This window comes from Pseudomonas sp. B21-048 (assembly GCF_024748615.1).
Lineage (GTDB): Bacteria > Pseudomonadota > Gammaproteobacteria > Pseudomonadales > Pseudomonadaceae > Aquipseudomonas.
Genome location: NZ_CP087168.1, coordinates 691,703 through 708,418 on the forward strand (window position 1 = coordinate 691,703; position 16,716 = coordinate 708,418).

General features: G+C 61.2%; 15 protein-coding genes and 1 pseudogene. 8 read left to right on the forward strand and 8 right to left on the reverse strand.

What is annotated here, in order from left to right; genetic code table 11:
- Positions 1 to 92: 92 nt before the first annotated feature.
- Together LOY56_RS03060 and LOY56_RS03065 are read left to right on the forward strand one after the other, a co-directional pair.
- Complete coding sequence (locus tag LOY56_RS03060; protein WP_258619819.1) at positions 93 to 1,415, forward strand: contractile injection system protein, VgrG/Pvc8 family; 1,323 nt, start codon at positions 93 to 95, stop codon at positions 1,413 to 1,415.
- Complete coding sequence (locus tag LOY56_RS03065; RefSeq protein WP_258619830.1) at positions 1,412 to 2,209, forward strand: DUF4123 domain-containing protein; 798 nt, start codon at positions 1,412 to 1,414, stop codon at positions 2,207 to 2,209. The genes LOY56_RS03060 and LOY56_RS03065 overlap by 4 nt, the downstream gene beginning before the upstream one ends.
- Positions 2,210 to 2,223: 14 nt before the next feature.
- Here LOY56_RS03065 and LOY56_RS03070 read toward each other — a convergent pair whose 3' ends face one another.
- Positions 2,224 to 3,564, reverse strand: a complete 1,341-nt coding sequence (locus LOY56_RS03070; protein WP_258619831.1) for an MATE family efflux transporter — start codon at positions 3,562 to 3,564, stop codon at positions 2,224 to 2,226.
- Between the two features lie 97 nt (positions 3,565 to 3,661).
- Positions 3,662 to 3,955 carry a hypothetical protein gene (locus tag LOY56_RS03075; RefSeq protein ID WP_258619832.1) on the reverse strand — a complete coding sequence of 98 codons (294 nt, stop codon included), beginning with the start codon at positions 3,953 to 3,955 and terminating at the stop codon, positions 3,662 to 3,664.
- A 188-nt stretch (positions 3,956 to 4,143) separates the two neighbouring features.
- On the opposite strand from LOY56_RS03075, the gene LOY56_RS03080 reads away from it, so the two are divergent.
- From LOY56_RS03080 to LOY56_RS03095, 4 genes are read left to right on the forward strand one after another with little or no spacing between them, the layout of a single operon-like run.
- The gene (locus LOY56_RS03080) at positions 4,144 to 4,446 is read left to right on the forward strand and encodes a nucleotide pyrophosphohydrolase (RefSeq protein WP_258619833.1); all 303 of its coding nucleotides are present in this window, start codon (positions 4,144 to 4,146) and stop codon (positions 4,444 to 4,446) included.
- Positions 4,446 to 5,195: a methyltransferase domain-containing protein gene (locus tag LOY56_RS03085; protein ID WP_258619834.1), complete on the forward strand. Its 750-nt coding sequence runs from the start codon at positions 4,446 to 4,448 to the stop codon at positions 5,193 to 5,195. The genes LOY56_RS03080 and LOY56_RS03085 overlap by 1 nt, the downstream gene beginning before the upstream one ends.
- A gap of 12 nt (positions 5,196 to 5,207) precedes the next feature.
- Positions 5,208 to 5,846: a DUF4136 domain-containing protein gene (locus LOY56_RS03090; RefSeq protein WP_258619835.1), complete on the forward strand. Its 639-nt coding sequence runs from the start codon at positions 5,208 to 5,210 to the stop codon at positions 5,844 to 5,846.
- A gap of 54 nt (positions 5,847 to 5,900) precedes the next feature.
- Positions 5,901 to 6,458: a DUF4136 domain-containing protein gene (locus LOY56_RS03095; protein ID WP_258619836.1), complete on the forward strand. Its 558-nt coding sequence runs from the start codon at positions 5,901 to 5,903 to the stop codon at positions 6,456 to 6,458.
- Positions 6,459 to 6,544: 86 nt separating this feature from the next.
- Here the strand turns inward: LOY56_RS03095 and LOY56_RS03100 are convergent, their stop codons facing one another.
- Together LOY56_RS03100 and LOY56_RS03105 are read right to left on the reverse strand one after the other, a co-directional pair.
- Positions 6,545 to 7,399 carry a MaoC family dehydratase gene (locus LOY56_RS03100; protein WP_258619838.1) on the reverse strand — a complete coding sequence of 285 codons (855 nt, stop codon included), beginning with the start codon at positions 7,397 to 7,399 and terminating at the stop codon, positions 6,545 to 6,547.
- 2 nt (positions 7,400 to 7,401) lie between these two features.
- Entirely contained in the window at positions 7,402 to 8,754 is a 1,353-nt protein-coding gene (locus LOY56_RS03105; protein WP_258619840.1) for a 3-oxoacyl-ACP reductase, read from the reverse strand.
- A gap of 184 nt (positions 8,755 to 8,938) precedes the next feature.
- Between LOY56_RS03105 and LOY56_RS03110 the strand changes: the two genes are divergently transcribed.
- Complete coding sequence (locus LOY56_RS03110; protein ID WP_258619841.1) at positions 8,939 to 10,216, forward strand: acetyl-CoA C-acetyltransferase; 1,278 nt, start codon at positions 8,939 to 8,941, stop codon at positions 10,214 to 10,216.
- A gap of 286 nt (positions 10,217 to 10,502) precedes the next feature.
- Here the strand turns inward: LOY56_RS03110 and LOY56_RS26935 are convergent, their stop codons facing one another.
- Positions 10,503 to 11,270, reverse strand: coding sequence for a methyl-accepting chemotaxis protein (locus LOY56_RS26935; protein ID WP_371857425.1), 768 nt, complete (start codon positions 11,268 to 11,270; stop codon positions 10,503 to 10,505).
- A 90-nt stretch (positions 11,271 to 11,360) separates the two neighbouring features.
- Positions 11,361 to 12,449 (reverse strand): annotated as a pseudogene (locus LOY56_RS26940) (cache domain-containing protein); the annotation flags it as partial.
- A gap of 401 nt (positions 12,450 to 12,850) precedes the next feature.
- Between LOY56_RS26940 and LOY56_RS03120 the strand changes: the two are divergent.
- A complete protein-coding gene (locus tag LOY56_RS03120; protein ID WP_258619844.1) occupies positions 12,851 to 13,744 on the forward strand; it encodes a PA4780 family RIO1-like protein kinase in 894 nt (297 codons plus the stop codon).
- Positions 13,745 to 13,868: 124 nt separating this feature from the next.
- Here the strand turns inward: LOY56_RS03120 and cueR are convergent, their stop codons facing one another.
- Together cueR and LOY56_RS03130 are read right to left on the reverse strand one after the other, a co-directional pair.
- Positions 13,869 to 14,282 (reverse strand): Cu(I)-responsive transcriptional regulator, encoded by a 414-nt coding sequence (gene cueR / locus LOY56_RS03125; protein ID WP_258619846.1) that lies wholly within the window; start codon positions 14,280 to 14,282, stop codon positions 13,869 to 13,871.
- Positions 14,279 to 16,672 (reverse strand): heavy metal translocating P-type ATPase, encoded by a 2,394-nt coding sequence (locus tag LOY56_RS03130; RefSeq protein WP_258619847.1) that lies wholly within the window; start codon positions 16,670 to 16,672, stop codon positions 14,279 to 14,281. The genes cueR and LOY56_RS03130 overlap by 4 nt, the downstream gene beginning before the upstream one ends.
- Positions 16,673 to 16,716: the final 44 nt, after the last annotated feature.

Sequence of the window (16,716 nt, forward strand, 5' to 3'; positions counted from 1 at the left end):
CGTAGGTCATTTCCTAAGTTGTACTTCGGCACTCTACTCGGCCATGTCTCTCAGCGAGAATCCCCGGCCGCCCCTCTTGTAGAGAATCGCCGATGTTCGATCCAGTCAACGAGCCGTCATTTCGTCTGGATGTAGCAGGTTTGCCCGACCCCTTTGAGGTCTTGGCCTTTACCGGCAGTGAAGCCATCAGCATGCCTTTTGCGTTCGACGTGGATGTGCTGAATGATGACCCGACGCTGGACCTCGCAAGCCTGCTGTACCGCTCGGCCTTTTTGCACTTCGGGCCTGAGGGGCAGGGTGTTCACGGGCAGTTGCTCGGCCTCGTTCAGTTCGGCCATGGCGATGAGCCCAGGCTATGTCGCATGCGTCTTGGCCCCAGGCTGGCGTGTTTGGCCCGGCGTTTCAATCAACGAATCTTCAGCCATCGCTCGATGCCGCAGATCCTCGCTCAAGTACTCAAGGAGCACGGCATTGCCGGCAAGGACCGGCGCTTCGACCTGAGCGGCGATTATCCGCCCCGTGATTTTTGTACGCAGTACCGTGAATCGGACCTGCAATTTCTCCAGCGTCTGTGCGCCGAGGGTCAGCTTCATTACTACTTCGAGCACCGCGCAGGTGGACACTGCCTGGTGTTCAGTGATGGCCTGGGGCAGTTTAGCCGTGGCGAAGCGAGCGTCTTCGAGGGTGAACGCGAACGGCCCGGAGTACATCAATTCAAGCTGCATGCCGGCGGGCAGATTGCTGAAGGCCAGACGAACCTGGCGATGCTGCGCAGTGGTCAGCTGATGCCCCTGTCCGGTCACCCGTGTGTGGAGTGTAATCGTCTCTGGCTGTTGACCCATGTCGAGCATCAGGGAGGGCAGGCCCTGGGGCTTGCCTATAGCAACCAGTTGCGCGCCATGACGCAGGAAATGCCTTTCGTGGCAGCTCATGCGGTCGTGAAACCCAGAATGCACAGCTTGCAGCGGGCGTGGGTGGTCGATGTCGGTGAGTCTCGCCCCGATCCTTCCAGACCGGTTGCCGTGCAGTTTGACTGGCTGTATCAGGGGGAGGGCGCAGCGCCCAGCCACTGCTGGTTGCCGTTGGCGCCCGGGCTGGAAGACGCGAGTGCCATGCCATTGTGTGAAGGGGCACAAGTGCTGGTGAGTTTTATCGAAGGCGATCCGGATCAACCCTTGATCAGCGGATTTCTTCCCGGCACAGCGTCCAGCGCAGAGCCAGTCATACCTGACCTGCAAGCCTCTTTGACGAACGATGCCCGCCCGACGCTCGATGGCTTGCTGGGCATGCTGCGATCCTGCGAACCCTTGGTGCTCCTGTGCCTGCTGCCCGGCGGCGGCAGTTTCAGTCATTGTGCGCAATCCTTTTGCACGTGCCGCGCGGCATCGCAGCTCGGCCAGAGCGGTGCGGCATGATCGCCGTTCAGGCGCCGGACTCGACACCGCAATGGCTGTTGCTCGATGTCACTGGCGTGCCTCAGGCAGGTGCGAGTTTGCAGCAACAATTTGCTCACGCACGATGGTTCCGGCTGTTCGAAGGCACCGAGTTTCACTCGTTGCGTGAGCACGGGCCGGCGTTGCTCGATCTTCGCGAATGCCCGGCACTGGCCAAACTGTGCCAAAGCGCACCGCCCACCTGGAGCGGGTTGCTGCTGATCAGTGAAGCATCGCCATCGCAGCTGCTGGAGCATTTGCGACGCATGCTCACGGTCACTTTGGGCCTGCATCACCGGGCCTTGTTGAGTTACTACAATCCACACACGGCGAGCTATTTTTTCGATGCCTGCGATGCGCAGGAGTTGAGTCGCTGGCTAGGTCCGATCGATCAGTTGCGCTGGTTCGGTGGCACCTGGGCCGACCGGGCCATTGGCTGTCAAGGCTGGCAGCAGTTGTTCAATCCGCGCCTTGCCGTCCGGCCGCTGGCCATCGAAGAAAACCTCAGCGTGCGTCAGCGAGGCACCTTGCAAACCTGCCTGCTGGAACATCACGCCTGGCGCTGGAGTCGATCCACCGGCACTGACTACAACAGCTTGTGGGCTTACTTGCAGGAAGGGCTTGCGTTGGGATTCAGCGAGCGTCCGGTGCTCGATGGCTGGTTATGGTTGCGCTTGCAGCATCCCGACGCAGTGCTTCAGCTTCCATTGTCGGGAATCACCCAACAGGAGCGTCTCGATGGACTGCGCAACCTGTGGCAGAACGATCAATCCTGAATGTCTGCCTCTCATCATCCTTTGAACCAACCGTCGTGCTTGCGCAAGTACCAGGCAAACGCGCCAAGGGTCAGGCTGCGCAGCAACATGAACAACAGGAAGGTTATCCACAGTCCGTGGTTGCCCAAGCCTTGCAGTGCCCAGGCGAAGGGCAGCAGCAGGATCACTGTCAGCAGCATGCCGTTGCGCATTTCCCGGGCGCGAGTGGCGCCGATGAACAGGCCGTCGAGCAGGTAACTCCAGACGGCAATCAGTGGCAGCGCGGCGAGGTAAGGCAGGTAAAGGACGGCGGTGTCGCGCACGCTTTGAATGTTGGTTTGCATCTCGATGAACAGGTGCCCGGCGAACAGAAACAGCAAGGCAAAGCCCACACTTGCCAGCAATGACCAACCGCACGCGACCACCAATGAGCGGCGCAGGGCCTCGCGGTCGCGAGCACCGATGGCGTGTCCGCACAGTGCTTCGACTGCGTGGGCCAAACCGTCCAGTGCGTGGGCGGTCAGCAACAGGCCGTTGAGTAGCAACGCGTTGGCGGCGACCGTTGCATCGCCCAGTCGTGCGCCCTGCACGGTGATCAGGAAAAACACTGACTGCAATGCCAGGCTGCGGATGAAGATATCGCGATTGACCGCCAGTAAGGGACGCCAGCTCTGCCACAACGCCAGCGCGGCCCAGGCGATATGGCCGGGGTAGGCGCGCAAGGCTTTGCGGGTCATGCACAGGCCGATCAGCGCGCCGGTCCACTCGGCAATCACCGAGGCCCGCGCCGCGCCGACCACGCCCCACTCCAGGCCGAGCACGAACCACAGGTTCAGCGCGATGTTGACCAGATTGGTGCTCAGCAGAATCGCCAGCGGTGCCCGAGCGTTCTGGGTACCGAGAAACCAGCCCACCAACGCGTAGCTGGCCAGCGCCGCCGGCAAGCCGAACAGCCGCGTATGGAAGAACTCGCGGGTCAGTTGATCCAGCTCCGCCGACGGTTGCATGAAGTGCAACGCGACTCCGCTCAACGGTACGCCCAGCGCCCCTAACAGAATGGCCAGGCCCATGGCCAACAACAGACCTTGCAGCAAAATCTGCCGCAACGCTGCGCCATCCCCACGCCCGGCTGCCTGAGCGGCGAACCCGGTGGAGCCCATGCGCAGAAAGCCCATGGCCCAGGCGAGAAAGGTATACAGACTGGCGCCCACCGCGACAGCGCCGAGCTGATGAGCATGGGGCAGGTGGCCGATGACGGTGCTGTCGACCAGCGCTACCAGCGGTACGGAAATGTTCGAGAGAATCATCGGGGCGGCGAGCGCCCAGACTCGACGATGGGTAGGACGGTCGCGCCAGTCGGTAATCAGGTTGGGCATGCAGGCTCCTTGGGGGCGCCTGCATTGTAGCGGCAGATTGTTTTACATGATCGTTCCCACGCAGAGCGTGGGAACGATCATGGCAGGAGTGATGGGCTTAGTGAATGATCCAGCTCAGCAACCACAATCCCAGCAGCAACCAGATAATCCCCATGATGATCGACGCGTTCATGAAGGCGCGGATCGCCGCCCACAGCAGCATCAGCCCAACGATCAACGTAATGATGCTGACGACCGAAGTGTCCATGCCCAGCGCCTGGGCCAACCCTTCGACAAAATTGCTGCCGGCGTTGCTCAACAGGTTGAACAGACCACTGAGGGCGTCGATGATGAACCGGATGGCCGAACCGATTACCTGACCGAGCCATTCGAAAAAGCTTTCTACCTGCATGTGTGCATCCTGATAAGTGTGACGTGGTTGCCGGATCCGAGCCTTGGGCTATTGATCGTGCTGCCGAGTTCCCGGAGCTGCCGAAGGCTGCGATCTTTTTGGAGTATGGCGCAAAGTTCGCGGGCACAACGTTGCCACTTGCCTTCACCCGCCATCCCCCTGAAGCTATACGCCTTCAGGAGAGCCCGATGAACCTTGTTGAACTGACCGAACGCCTGCACGCCATTCGCGACCGTAATGACTGGCGGCAATTTCACAGCCCGAAAAACCTGGCCATGGCCGCAAGCGTGGAAATGTCCGAGCTGGTGGAGATTTTCCAGTGGCTGACCGAAGACCAGTCGCGTCAGTTGCCGGCGGACAAGCTCGCCCATGCCGGGCAGGAAATCGGCGACATCGTGCTGTATCTAGTGCTGCTGTGCAGCGAGTTGGGGTTGGACATGAATGAAGTGGTGCGCAGCAAACTCGCGGACAGCGAACGGCGGTTCAGCTGATGAGCGACCGGCATTTCGATCAGCTGGCGACTCGCTTCGCCGAAAAAATCTACGGTGGCGCCAAAGGTGCGATCCGTCTCGCCGTGCTGCAAGCCGACCTGGCCGAAACCCTGCCGGACCGCCCGTTGCGCGTACTGGACATCGGCGCGGGCCTGGGCCATATGTCGTTGTGGCTGGCCCAGCGCGGTCATCAGGTGACCCTCGCCGAACCCGCCGAACCGATGCTTGAAGGTGCCCGCCAGCGCTTCGCCGAAGCGGGGCAGACGGCGACATTCATTCAGGCGCCGTGGCAGGATCTGCTCGGTCAACTCACCGAACCTTACGATCTGGTGCTGTGCCACGCCGTGCTGGAATGGCTGGCCGAACCCCATGCGATTTTGCCGGTACTGCATCAGTTGACGAAGCCGGATGGCTGGTTGTCCCTGGCGTTCTACAACCGCGATGCGTTGATCTACCGCAACCTGCTAAAGGGTCATTTCCGCAAGATGCGCAAGAACGATATGGCCGGCGAGAAGCAGAGCCTGACGCCGCAACAGCCACTGGATCCGCGGGAATTGGCGGCGCAACTTGAGAGCATGTGGCAGGTCGAAACCCAGAGTGGGGTGCGGGTTTTTTATGACTACATGCCGGTGGAATTCCAGGCCCGCGTCGAATTGCCGGACTTGCTGGAAATGGAACTGGCCCATCGCCGTCACCCAAGCTTCGCCGGGCTTGGGCGCTATTTGCACTGGATCTGTCGGCCGATCTGACCGGAGCGCGAAATGAACAGTCGTTCAGGGTTGCTGGTGATCTGTCTCGGGTTGGCGGCCTGTCAGGGCAGCAACCCTTATGTCGCGACCTCCAATCCCCTGCCACCGGCACCGCCGCAGGCCGCCAATACCTTCGACCGCAGTGCCTACCCGGCGGCGCCACGGGATTACGGACGCTATCGCAGCTGGGCCTGGCTCAACGGACGCCTGCCACCAGGCACGGCCTGGGCCGACTCGGCGCAGGTGGCTGAAGCGGTCAGCAATGCCCTCGATCAACGTGGCTTGCGCCCACTGCACGACAACCGCCCGGCGGACCTGTTGGTCAGCGCCGATTTGCGTCTGGAAACCCGCATGCGTCAGGTGCAGGACGGCCCTGATTACGGTGGCGGTTACGGCGGGGGTTATTACGGCGGCAGTTATGGTGGTTACAATCGCTACGGCAGCGGTTACGGCATGTACAACACGGTGCCGGTCATCCGAACTTATCAGGTACAAGTCGTGGTGGTGCGAGTCGATCTGTTCGACGCGAGCACCGGCCAGCCGGTATGGAGCGCCAGTGCCGAAACCAGCAATCAGGGCAATCAGAGCGAGCGTGCCGATGCCATTCGCGAAGCTGTCGAAAAGGCCATGTCGGCGTATCCTCCTAGTTAGATTCTTTTACCGGAAGCCTCCCGCAGGCGCATGTCTTCTATCGGAGAAAAAATCATGTTCCGCCGTCTCGCTTTACTGGCCATGGCCGCACTGCTCGCTGCCTGCGCCGCCAACCAGGTCAATCATGACTTCGATGCCAGCCGCGACTTTGCCGCCTATCGTAGCTGGAGCTGGAAAGAGCCGGCTGTGCAATACCGTCCCGATGATCCACGGATCAAAAGTGACCTGACCGAACAGCGCATTCGCCAGTCCGTTGCCGATCAGCTGGATCAGCGCGGTTTGCGTTCGGCCGCTGCCGGCGCCAAGTCGGACCTGAAGGTACAGGCCTACCTGATCGTCGAAGATCGTCAGCAACAGGTGAGCACTAACTATGGCGGCGGTTATGGTGGCCCATGGTACGGCTACTGGGGTGGGCCGATGTACACCGAAACCCGCAACATCAGCTACAAGGTGGCGACCATCCAGATCGACCTGCTCGACGGCAAGGATGGCAAACTGGTGTGGCGCGGCAGCGACGAGCAAACGCTCAGCCGCACACCGAACCCGCAGGACCGCAGCAATACGATCCGCGAGACAGTCGGGCGGATATTGGCGAATTATCCACCGCGCTGAACCCTGAACGATCCAACACTACCGATCCATTGTAGGTGCGGGCAACCCATTCCCACAGTGAGTGGGATGGCATAGGTATCGGATATTCAGGCAACCGGCCGCCACTGCCCAACCATGTGTTCCAGATCCCCCGCCCCCATCAACTGAAAATCCCCACTGGACCCCGCCGCACTGGACATCAGCGTCACTTCACTGGGAAGGCGCACCGGTTTTCTGAACTGCACCGCAATCTCTACGTTGGCCGTCGGCAATTGATCGGTCAGGGCTGCCAGCGTACGTGCCTTGTTCCACAGACCATGGGCGATGGCACTGGGAAAACCAAAGAGCTTCGCGCTGATCGCACTCAGGTGGATCGGGTTGTAGTCCCCCGACACCTTGGCATACCGCCGACCTATGTCGGCCGGCGCTTTCCAGTGGGCCACTTCGGTCAGCGGCAGCGTCGATGCAAACGCTTCCTCGACGGGCTCGCTTTCCAGTTTGACGCCGCGACAGAGCATCTGGCTTTCAGCCTCCCACAGCGGCCCCAATTGATCGTCGAGTGTCGTCACCAAATCGAACGTCGCACCCTTGGCATGGGGTTGCAGGTTCTGCACTTTCACGCTGACCCGCACCCGGTGTACGCCGCCCATGGGGCGCAAGATACGGATGCGATTGCTCAAGTGAATCAGCCCCAGCAGCGGGAACGGAAACGCTTTGGCCGTGAGCAATTGCATCTGCAAGGCAAACGCCAGGATGTGTGGATACGTCGGCGGGAGCAGGCCGTTGTCGGCAAAACCACAGACCTTGCGATAAGCCTCCAGGCGTTGCGGGTCGACATTGACCCAGCAGTGATAACCCAGGTCAGGCAGGGTGGTGCCGGTGATTTTGCGGCGTGTTGCCGCTTTCACATACAGCGTTTTCAGGCCCGGTTCGCTATTGAGTGTGTGCCAGTCGGTGGTCATGGTCAGGCTCCCAAAACGCTTTGCCCACAAATGCGCAACGCTTGCCCGGTAAAGGCTCCGGTGCCCGGTTGTGCCAGCCAGGCCACGGCTTCGGCGACGTCTTGTGGCAGGCCGCCCTGGCCCAGCGAACTCAAGCGTCGCCCGGCTTCGCGCACGCCGAAGGGCAGATGCGCGGTCATTTGGGTTTCGATGAACCCTGGCGCCACGGCATTGATGCTGATGCCGCGCTCACTCAGCAGCGGCGCCCAGGCCTGGGCTAGGCCAATCAACCCGGCCTTGCTCGCGGCGTAATTGGTTTGCCCGCGATTGCCGGCGATGCCACTGATGGACGCCAGCAGGATCACTCGACCGTTGTCGCGCAAGGTGCCGCTGTCGTGCAAAGCCTTGGTCAGCACTTGCGGCGCGTTGAGGTTGACCGCCAGCACCGCGTCCCAGAATTCCGGGGTCATGTTGGCCAGGGTTTTGTCCCGCGTGATGCCGGCGTTGTGAACCACGATGTCGATGCCGTCGGGCAGGTGTTCGATCAATTGTGTGGCGGCGTCTTCGGCGCAGATGTCCAGGGTGATGCCGCGCCCGCCGAGGCGTGCGGCCAGGGCCTCGAGATCGTTCTTGGCCGGTGGCACGTCGAGCAGGATCACCTCGGCGCCGTCGCGGGCCAGGGTTTCGGCGATCGAGGCACCGATGCCGCGAGCCGCGCCCGTCACCAGAGCCTTGCGCCCTGACAAGGGGTGAGTCCAGTCCATCACCTGCGTATCACACGCCTTCAAACGTATGACTTGCCCGGAAATAAAGGCGCTTTTGGGTGAGAGAAAAAACCGCAATGGGCCTTCCAGTTGATTTTCGGCACCTTCGCCGACATAGATCAACTGCAACGTACCGCCGCTGCGCAGTTCTTTGGCCAGCGAACGGCTGAAACCTTCCAGGGCACGTTGGGTGCTGGCGGCGAACGGGTCGCTCAAAGTCTCCGGCGCCCGACCAAGAATCACCAGGTGCGCATGGTGATCGAGGTTTTTCATCAGCGGCTGGAAAAACTCGCGCAGCTGTTTCAACTGATCGACCTGCACCAGATCACTGGCGTCGAACACCACGGCTTTGAGTTTCTGGCCGTGACCGGGAATCCACGCGGTGGCCAGGGTCGGATCGGTACCGTAGCTGTAAATCGTGTCGGTCAGGCGGTTGGCGAGGGTGCTGATTTTTTCTGTCAGCGGGCCACCGCCAATCAACAGCGCCCCCTCGACAGGCCGCAACCGGCCTGCTTGCCAGCGTTCCAGTCGTACCGGCGACGGTAGACCCAGGGCACCGACCACACGATGGCCGATGGACGAATTGGCGAAGTCGATATAGCGGTCAGACATGGATCACGCTCCGGTAGCTGGGGTTGAAAGTGTGGACCATGAACGGCAATTAGTCGTTCGACCCACGAGATACGGCCTACGCTTGATCATTGCAGGTTGGTTTGAGATTGGGTTTAGCAGGACTTTCAGGAAATGCAGCCCCCTGTGGGTTTGGTGTTCATAGTTGATTAAAAGGAGCTTTTTCATGACTCAGCTGCGCCGCGTCGCGATTATCGGTGGTAACCGTATCCCCTTTGCCCGGTCCAACGGGCCGTACGCCACTGCCAGTAACCAGGCGATGTTTACCGCAGCGCTGGAAGGCCTGATCGAGCGCTATAACCTGCACGGTGTGCGCATGGGGGAAGTGGCGGCTGGTGCGCTGCTCAAGTATTTGCGCGATTACGGCCTGACCCGCGAATGCGTGCTGGGCTCGCGGTTGTCGCCGATGACGCCGGCCTACGACATCCAGCAAGCCTGCGGCACGGGGCTGGAGGCGACGTTGTTGGTGGCGAACAAAATCGCCCTGGGCCAGATCGAATGTGGCATTGCCGGCGGCGTCGACACCGCCTCGGACGTACCGATCGGGGTCAACGAAAGCCTGCGCAAGATCCTCTTGCAAGCCAACCGCGCCCGAAGCACCGCCGACAAACTGAAAACTTTCCTGCAACTGCGTCCCCGCCACTTGATGCCCGACTTTCCAAGCATCGGCGAGCCGCGCACCGGCCAGTCGATGGGTGAACACTGTGAAATGATGGCTCAGACCTGGAGCATCCCGCGTGACGAGCAGGATCAGCTGACCCAGGAAAGCCATCAGAAGCTGGCCGCGTCCTACGCTGAAGGCTGGCACAACGATTTGATGACGCCGTTCCTCGGCTTGACCCGGGACAACAACCTGCGCTCGGACCTGACCCTGGAAAAACTGGCCTCACTGAAACCGGCCTTCGAGAAAAGCGCCAAGGGCACCCTGACCGCGGGCAACTCCACGCCACTCACCGATGGCGCATCGGTGGTGTTGCTGGGGAGTGAGGACTGGGCGAAAGAGCGCGGCTTGCCGATCCTCGCCTATTGGCGTGACGGCGAAGCGGCGGCGGTGGATTTCGTCAACGGAGCCGAAGGGCTGCTGATGGCGCCGGCTTATGCGGTGCCGCGTTTATTGGCGCGCAATGGCCTGACCTTGCAGGACTTCGATTACTACGAAATCCACGAAGCGTTCGCCGCGCAGGTGCTATGCACATTGAAGGCCTGGGAAGATCCAGAGTTCTGCAAAACCCGCCTCGGCCTCGACGCACCGTTGGGCTCCATCGACCGCAGCCGCCTCAACGTCAAGGGCAGCTCATTGGCCGTCGGGCATCCGTTTGCCGCCACCGGTGCGCGCATCGTCGCCAACCTGGCGAAGCTGCTGGACGCTGCGGGCAAGGGCCGAGGGTTGATCTCGATCTGCGCCGCCGGCGGGCAGGGTGTGACGGCGATTATCGAGCGTTGACTACTGAGGGGTAGGGGCAGCGTTGCCCCATGTCGCGCTGTCTTGCGGGTATGACTCTACATCGACGTTTATTGCGGCGTTCAAGGGGTTGTTCGGGTTTCAAGCAGTAATTGTGGCGAGGGAGCTTGCTCCCGCAGGAGCGCGAAGCGGTCCCAATTCAGCCAACGCGGTGCATTAGATATTCCGCGTTTGCCAGTTTACGACTGCTTCGCCCGGGCGCGGATCGGCCGGCGGGAGCAAGCTCCCTCGCCACAGGTATCGGTATCGACCAGTTAGATCAGCGACTTCAGGTTCTAAACCGCCGAACCAACCCGTCCAGCTCATTCGACAACCCCGCCAGGCTCTGAGAATCCAGCCGCGCCGAGTTCGCCAGTTCCGCCACCAACTGCGCATCGCCATGAATCTGGCTGATGTGGCGATTGATGTCTTCAGCCACTTGATGCTGTTCCTCAGCCGCCGTGGCGATCTGAGTGTTCATGTCGCGAATCACATCCACCGACTCACGAATCTGCCCGAAGCTGCTGCGCGCTTCGCCAATGCGGGTCACCGATTGCTGAGACACTTCCAGGCTCGCATGCATTTGCTGCGTCACCTGGCTGGTGCGTTTGGCCAGGTTGCCCAGCAGCCCGTCGATTTCCGCCGTGGAATCGGCCGTCCGTTTGGCCAGGGCGCGAACTTCATCCGCCACCACCGCAAAACCGCGACCCTGTTCACCCGCCCGGGCCGCTTCGATGGCGGCGTTCAGTGCCAACAGGTTGGTCTGTTCGGCAATGGAGCGAATGGTCCCCAGAATCGACTGAATGTCATTGCTGTCACGCTCAAGCTGTTGCATCGACTGCGCTGACTGCTCGATTTCCTGGCTCAAGCGATCAACGCTAGTAACGGCTGCATCAATCTGCTGCTGACCTTCGCGCGCCTGGCGCTGGCCGCTGTCGGCCGACTCGGCGGCCTGGCTGCAAGAGCGCGCGACTTCGTTGGCAGTGGCGACCATTTCATGGAACGCCGTGGACACCATGTCCACTGCTTCACGCTGGCGCCCGGCGGCTTCGGCCATGTCGCTGGACACCTGCGTCGAGCTCTGGGAGGTGGCGAGGATCTTGGTCGCGGCGCCGCCGATGCTCTGAATCAAATTGCGAATCGCCGCCAGAAACTGGTTGAACCAGTTGGCCAGTTGCGCCGTTTCGTCGCTGCCACGGATGTGCAGGTTCTTGGTCAGGTCGCCTTCACCTTGAGCGATGCCTTCCAGGCCGCTGGCTACACTGCGGATCGGCCGCACGATCAAGCTGGCGAAGCTGGCGCCGACGATGGCGAAGAACACCGCCAGTACCGCTGCGATGATCGCAATCAGCCAGGTCAATTGGGTGGCCGAATTCATCACGTCGGTCTGCTTGATCAGGCCGATAAAGGTCCAGCCCAGTTGTTCCGACGGCCAGACGTTGGCCATGTAGCGCTCGCCATTGAGCTCGACGTCCACCAGCCCTTTGCCGGCCTTGGCCAGCTGCGCGTAGCCGTCGCCAAGGCTATTGAGCGCTTTGAAGTTGTGTTCCGGTTGCTTTGGGTCGACCAGCACTGTGCCGGTATTTTCCACCAGCATCAGGTAGCCGGTTTCGCCGAGTTTGATCTGTTTGACGATTTCGGTGAGCTGCTTGAGGGACACATCGATGGCAAGCACTCCGCCTTGGGCTCCAAGCTGATTGGTCACAGCGCGCACGGTACTGACCAGCACGGCGTCGTCACCGGCCCAGTAATAGGCCGCAGTGCGCATCGTCTTGCCTGGGTTGGCCATGGCCGTCTTGTACCAGGGGCGAGCACGTGGGTCGTAATTGGCCATCTTCGGGTCAGCCGGCCATATGGCATAACCACCGCTGGACAAGCCGTAAGACATATAGGAATAAGCCGGGTGGCTGGTGGCCAGCCCAGTGAATAAGTCCAACAGCTTTGTGTCCATCTCACTTTCTGGCAATTGCGCGGCGTCGGCACTGACCCGGCTTTTTACGCTGGCGTCGCCTGCTTTGATCAGCGGCTGGCCGGCCAGGTAATCGACGTTCTGGCTGATGCCGTCAAAGAACAGTTGCATGGCATTGCTGACCTGACGAATCTCGCGGCCACTGCCATCGACAAAATTATCCTTGGCATCGCTGCGCAAGTTCAGCACCACGAGGGTGGCGACCAGCACCACGGGCAAGCAGGCGATGATTGCAAACGCCCAGGTCAACTTCTGTTTGATGTTCATCCGCGCTCCAGTTTTTTGTTAGGCCCACGCAGTGCAGATGACTCGCGGATTATTGGCAGCTGTAAATGTTTTCGACGGTCGGACAGTTCCTGTTCTCTCTAATGCCTTCGGCTGAGGAACGAGGAAATTGAGGCCTTTTGAGAAAAATCCGGCGAAAGGCAGGGGGCGATGTGTCAGATTCTGTCGCAAATGCCCTTGTAGCCGCTCGTCAACAAGTGGTGCAGTCTCGGTTATGATCCTGAGCGGTCGATGAGTAGTGCCCGATTAATCCGGCACATTGTGTGCTTCTTGATGTTCATGGGAGCGTTCATAGGTCGGCAACCCCTCCCGCGAATGAGAAGATTGCCGTATAACGAATGACTTTCGCGTGTTTGGTAATAAAGGACCCACAATAAAAGCTGATGAAGACTCCAAAACGCATTGAACCCCTGATCGAGGACGGTCTGGTCGACGAGGTGCTGCGCCCACTCATGAGTGGTAAAGAAGCAGCTGTTTATGTGGTGCGCTGCGGCAACGAGCTGCGTTGTGCCAAGGTCTACAAGGAGGCGAATAAACGCAGTTTTCGTCAGGCGGCCGAGTATCAGGAAGGCCGTAAGGTGCGCAACAGCCGGCAGGCTCGAGCGATGGCCAAGGGCTCCAAGTTCGGCAAGAAAGAAACCGAAGACGCCTGGCAGAATGCCGAAGTGGCGGCGTTGTTCCGGCTGGCCGGTGCCGGTGTGCGCGTACCCAAGCCGTATGACTTCCTCGAAGGCGTGCTGCTGATGGAACTGGTGGCCGACGAGTACGGCGATGCCGCGCCGCGTCTGAACGATGTGGTGCTGGAGCCGGACCAGGCGCGCGAATATCACACGTTTCTGATTTCGCAAATCGTGCTGATGCTGTGTACCGGTCTGGTGCACGGTGACCTGTCCGAGTTCAACGTGCTACTGACGCCGACCGGCCCGGTCATCATCGACCTGCCGCAAGCGGTGGATGCGGCGGGCAACAACCACGCGTTCAACATGCTGGAGCGGGACGTGGGCAACATGGCGTCGTACTTCGGTCGCTTTGCGCCGGAGTTGAAACGCACCAAGTACGCCAAGGAAATGTGGGCATTGTACGAGGCTGGCACCTTGCACCCGGCCAGTGTGTTGACCGGCGAATTCGACGAGCCGGAAGAGCTGGCGGATGTTGGCGGGATCATGCGCGAGATCGAGGCGGCCCGTCTCGATGAAGAGCGTCGTCAAGCAGTTCGGGCGGCGGATGATGCGCCACCGAGCAAGACCGAAGAACCGCCTCCACCGTGGATGCAGTGATCGGTTGACCCAAAACCCGGCTTTGGCCGGGTTTTTTGCAATCTCCCTGATCTTCCAGGATCCTCCAGATCTCCCCTGGTTCTCCTGGTTCTCCTGATTCTCCTACGTGATGAAGGGGGGCCGCTCAGGAATGGACGGGTTCGGCGCAGCAGCCCGACGCCAGCTCCTTGAGGATCGGGCAGTCCGGGCGGTGGTCGCCGTGGCAATGATCCATCAGGTCTTGCAGGGTGTCGCGCAGTTGGCCGAGTTCGCGAATCTTCTGGTTCAGCTCGTCGATGTGCTGACGGGCCAGGGCTTTCACATCGGCACTGGCGCGCTGACGGTCCTGCCAGAGGGTCAACAGTTTGCCGACCTCTTCCAGTGAAAAGCCCAGATCCCGGGAGCGCTTGATGAACGCCAGAGTATGCAGATCATCGTCGCCATAGACCCGGTAGCCACTGTCAGTGCGATGGGCCGCCTTGAGCAGGCCGATGGATTCGTAGTAACGAATCATCTTCGCGCTCAAACCGCTCTGGCGGGCCGCTTGGCCAATGTTCATCGATTGTCCTCCAGGTCTTTGGGTTTCCAGGTTTTCAACAGTAACGCATTGCTCACCACGCTAACGCTCGACAGCGCCATGGCCGCGCCGGCCAGCACCGGGTTGAGGAAGCCGAACGCGGCCAGTGGCAGGCCGATCAGGTTATAGACGAAGGCCCAAAACAGGTTTTGGCGAATCTTCGCGTAAGTCTTGCGGCTGATCTCCAGCGCCGCCGGCACCCGCCGTGGATCGCCGCGCATCAGGGTGATTCCGGCCGCGTGCATGGCGACGTCGGTGCCGCCGCCCATGGCGATGCCGATGTCTGCCGCGGCAAGGGCCGGTGCGTCGTTGATGCCATCGCCGACCATTGCCACCACACCGGTTTTTTTCAATGCGGCGACGGTGGCGGCTTTGTCCGCCGGCAGTACTTCGGCGTGGACATCGCTGATGCCCAGCGCCTCGGCGACCACTTTGGCGCTGCCGCGGTTATCGCCGGTCAGCAAGTGGCTGCTAATGTTCCGTGCGCTCAGCTGTTGCACTGCTTGCAAGGCACCGGGTTTGAGCGTGTCACCGAAGGCGAACAGGCCGAGTACCCGAGGTTCGGGGCTTTGTTCGATCAGCCAGGACAAGGTCCGGCCCTCGGTTTCCCAAGCGTTTGCGGAGTCAGTCAATGGCCCGGCGCTCAGGCCACTTTCTTCCAGCAGACGTCGATTGCCCAAAGCCAATCGCCGACCATCGAGATTGCCGGCAATGCCGCGCCCGGTCAGCGATTGACTGTCGCTGACATCGGCCACGGTCACACCGCGCTCGGCGCAGGCATCCAGTACAGCCTTGGCCAGCGGGTGCTCGCTACCGCGTTGTAGTGCCCCGGCAATTTGCAGCAAGGCAGTTTCATCACCCTCTATGGCACTCAAATGCGCGATGCGCGGCGTCCCCGAAGTCAACGTGCCGGTCTTGTCGAACACCACGGCGCTGACTTCATGGGCGCGCTCCAGGGCTTCGGCGTCCTTGATCAGAATCCCATAGCGCGCCGCCACACCGGTGCCGGCCATGATTGCCGTCGGCGTGGCCAGCCCGAGTGCACAAGGGCAGGCGATCACCAATACCGAGACGGCGTTGATCAATGCGGTTTCCAGTGGCGCGCCGTACAGCCACCAACCGATCACGGTCGCCAGCGCGATCAGCAGCACCGCCGGCACGAACACCTGGCTGACTTTATCCACCAGTTTCTGGATCGGCGCTTTCGCCGCCTGCGCGTCTTCGACCAGGCGGATGATCCGCGCCAGCACGGTTTCTGCGCCAAGCGCCAAGGTCCGCACCAGCAACCGACCTTCGCCATTGATGGCGCCGCCGGTGACCTTGTCGCCCGGCTGTTTCGGTACTGGCAGGCTCTCGCCGCTGATCAGTGCTTCATCGGCGTGGCTCTGGCCTTCCACCACTTCGCCATCCACCGGGAAGCGTTCGCCGGGTTTGACCATGACCAGATCGTTGAGGCGCAAAGCGCTGATCGCAACGTCCTGCTCGCGGCCATCGATCACCTGAATGGCTCGCTCCGGACGCAAGGCTTCCAGAGCGCGAATGGCGCTGGCGGTCTGGCGCTTGGCGCGGCTTTCCAGGTATTTGCCCAGCAGCACCAGAGCGATCACCACCGCCGAGGCTTCGAAATACAGGTGCGGCGGACGGCCGGCAGCGGTGGCCCACTCGTAAACGCTCAAGCCGTAGCCGGCACTTGTGCCCAGGGCTACCAGCAAATCCATGTTGCCGGCGCCGGCGCGCACGGCTTTCCACGCAGCGACATAGAAGCGCGCGCCGAAGATGAACTGCACCGGCGTCGCCAACGCGAACTGCACCCACGCCGGGAGCATCCAGTGCACGCCGAAAGGTTGCAGCACCATCGGCAGCACCAGCGGCAAGGCGAGGGCGATGGCCGCCAGCAAAGCCCAACGTTCGCGGTGCAATCGTTGCTGTTGATGATCGATTTGCGGGTGTTCGACTTCCCAGACGCTGGCGGAGTAACCGGCCTTGGTCACGGCGCCGATCAGGGTCTGCGGATCGACCTGGCCGAGCAGTTCGAGGTGCGCACGCTCGTTGGCCAGGTTGACGCTGACGCTCTTCACCCCCGGCACCTTGACCAGTGCCCGTTCGACGCGGCCAACGCAGGACGCGCAAGTCATGCCGTCGATGCTCAATTCCAGGCTCTGCTGCGGCACGCTGTAACCGGCCTGCTGCACCGCTTCCATCAAGGCCGGTAGGCTGTCGCTGGGCGCTTGAACCCGGGCCTGTTCGGTGGCCAGGTTGACGCTGACGGCCGTGGCGCCGAGAACTTTGCTCAAGGCTCGCTCGACACGCCCGGCGCAACTGGCACAGGTCATGCCGGCAATCGGCAGATCGAAGGTGGTGGATTCGGACATCGGTCACGCTCCCTGTAGAAATTACCTACAGGATCAACCTTGTC

What these genes read in the sequence shown, in the direction of transcription:
- LOY56_RS03075 (WP_258619832.1), bottom strand. Translation starts at nt 3,955, where the DNA reads ATGCAGGTAGAAAGCTTTTTCGAATGGCTCGGTCAGGTAATCGGTTCG.
- LOY56_RS03095 (WP_258619836.1), top strand. Translation starts at nt 5,901, where the DNA reads ATGTTCCGCCGTCTCGCTTTACTGGCCATGGCCGCACTGCTCGCTGCC.
- LOY56_RS03090 (WP_258619835.1), top strand. Translation starts at nt 5,208, where the DNA reads ATGAACAGTCGTTCAGGGTTGCTGGTGATCTGTCTCGGGTTGGCGGCC.
- LOY56_RS03060 (WP_258619819.1), top strand. Translation starts at nt 93, where the DNA reads ATGTTCGATCCAGTCAACGAGCCGTCATTTCGTCTGGATGTAGCAGGT.
- LOY56_RS03070 (WP_258619831.1), bottom strand. Translation starts at nt 3,564, where the DNA reads ATGCCCAACCTGATTACCGACTGGCGCGACCGTCCTACCCATCGTCGA.
- LOY56_RS03130 (WP_258619847.1), bottom strand. Translation starts at nt 16,672, where the DNA reads ATGTCCGAATCCACCACCTTCGATCTGCCGATTGCCGGCATGACCTGT.
- LOY56_RS26935 (WP_371857425.1), bottom strand. Translation starts at nt 11,270, where the DNA reads ATGGCCGAAGCCGCCGGGCGCCAGCGTGAAGCAGTGGACATGGTGTCC.
- LOY56_RS03120 (WP_258619844.1), top strand. Translation starts at nt 12,851, where the DNA reads ATGAAGACTCCAAAACGCATTGAACCCCTGATCGAGGACGGTCTGGTC.
- cueR (WP_258619846.1), bottom strand. Translation starts at nt 14,282, where the DNA reads ATGAACATTGGCCAAGCGGCCCGCCAGAGCGGTTTGAGCGCGAAGATG.
- LOY56_RS03110 (WP_258619841.1), top strand. Translation starts at nt 8,939, where the DNA reads ATGACTCAGCTGCGCCGCGTCGCGATTATCGGTGGTAACCGTATCCCC.
- LOY56_RS03065 (WP_258619830.1), top strand. Translation starts at nt 1,412, where the DNA reads ATGATCGCCGTTCAGGCGCCGGACTCGACACCGCAATGGCTGTTGCTC.
- LOY56_RS03085 (WP_258619834.1), top strand. Translation starts at nt 4,446, where the DNA reads ATGAGCGACCGGCATTTCGATCAGCTGGCGACTCGCTTCGCCGAAAAA.
- LOY56_RS03105 (WP_258619840.1), bottom strand. Translation starts at nt 8,754, where the DNA reads ATGTCTGACCGCTATATCGACTTCGCCAATTCGTCCATCGGCCATCGT.
- LOY56_RS03080 (WP_258619833.1), top strand. Translation starts at nt 4,144, where the DNA reads ATGAACCTTGTTGAACTGACCGAACGCCTGCACGCCATTCGCGACCGT.
- LOY56_RS03100 (WP_258619838.1), bottom strand. Translation starts at nt 7,399, where the DNA reads ATGACCACCGACTGGCACACACTCAATAGCGAACCGGGCCTGAAAACG.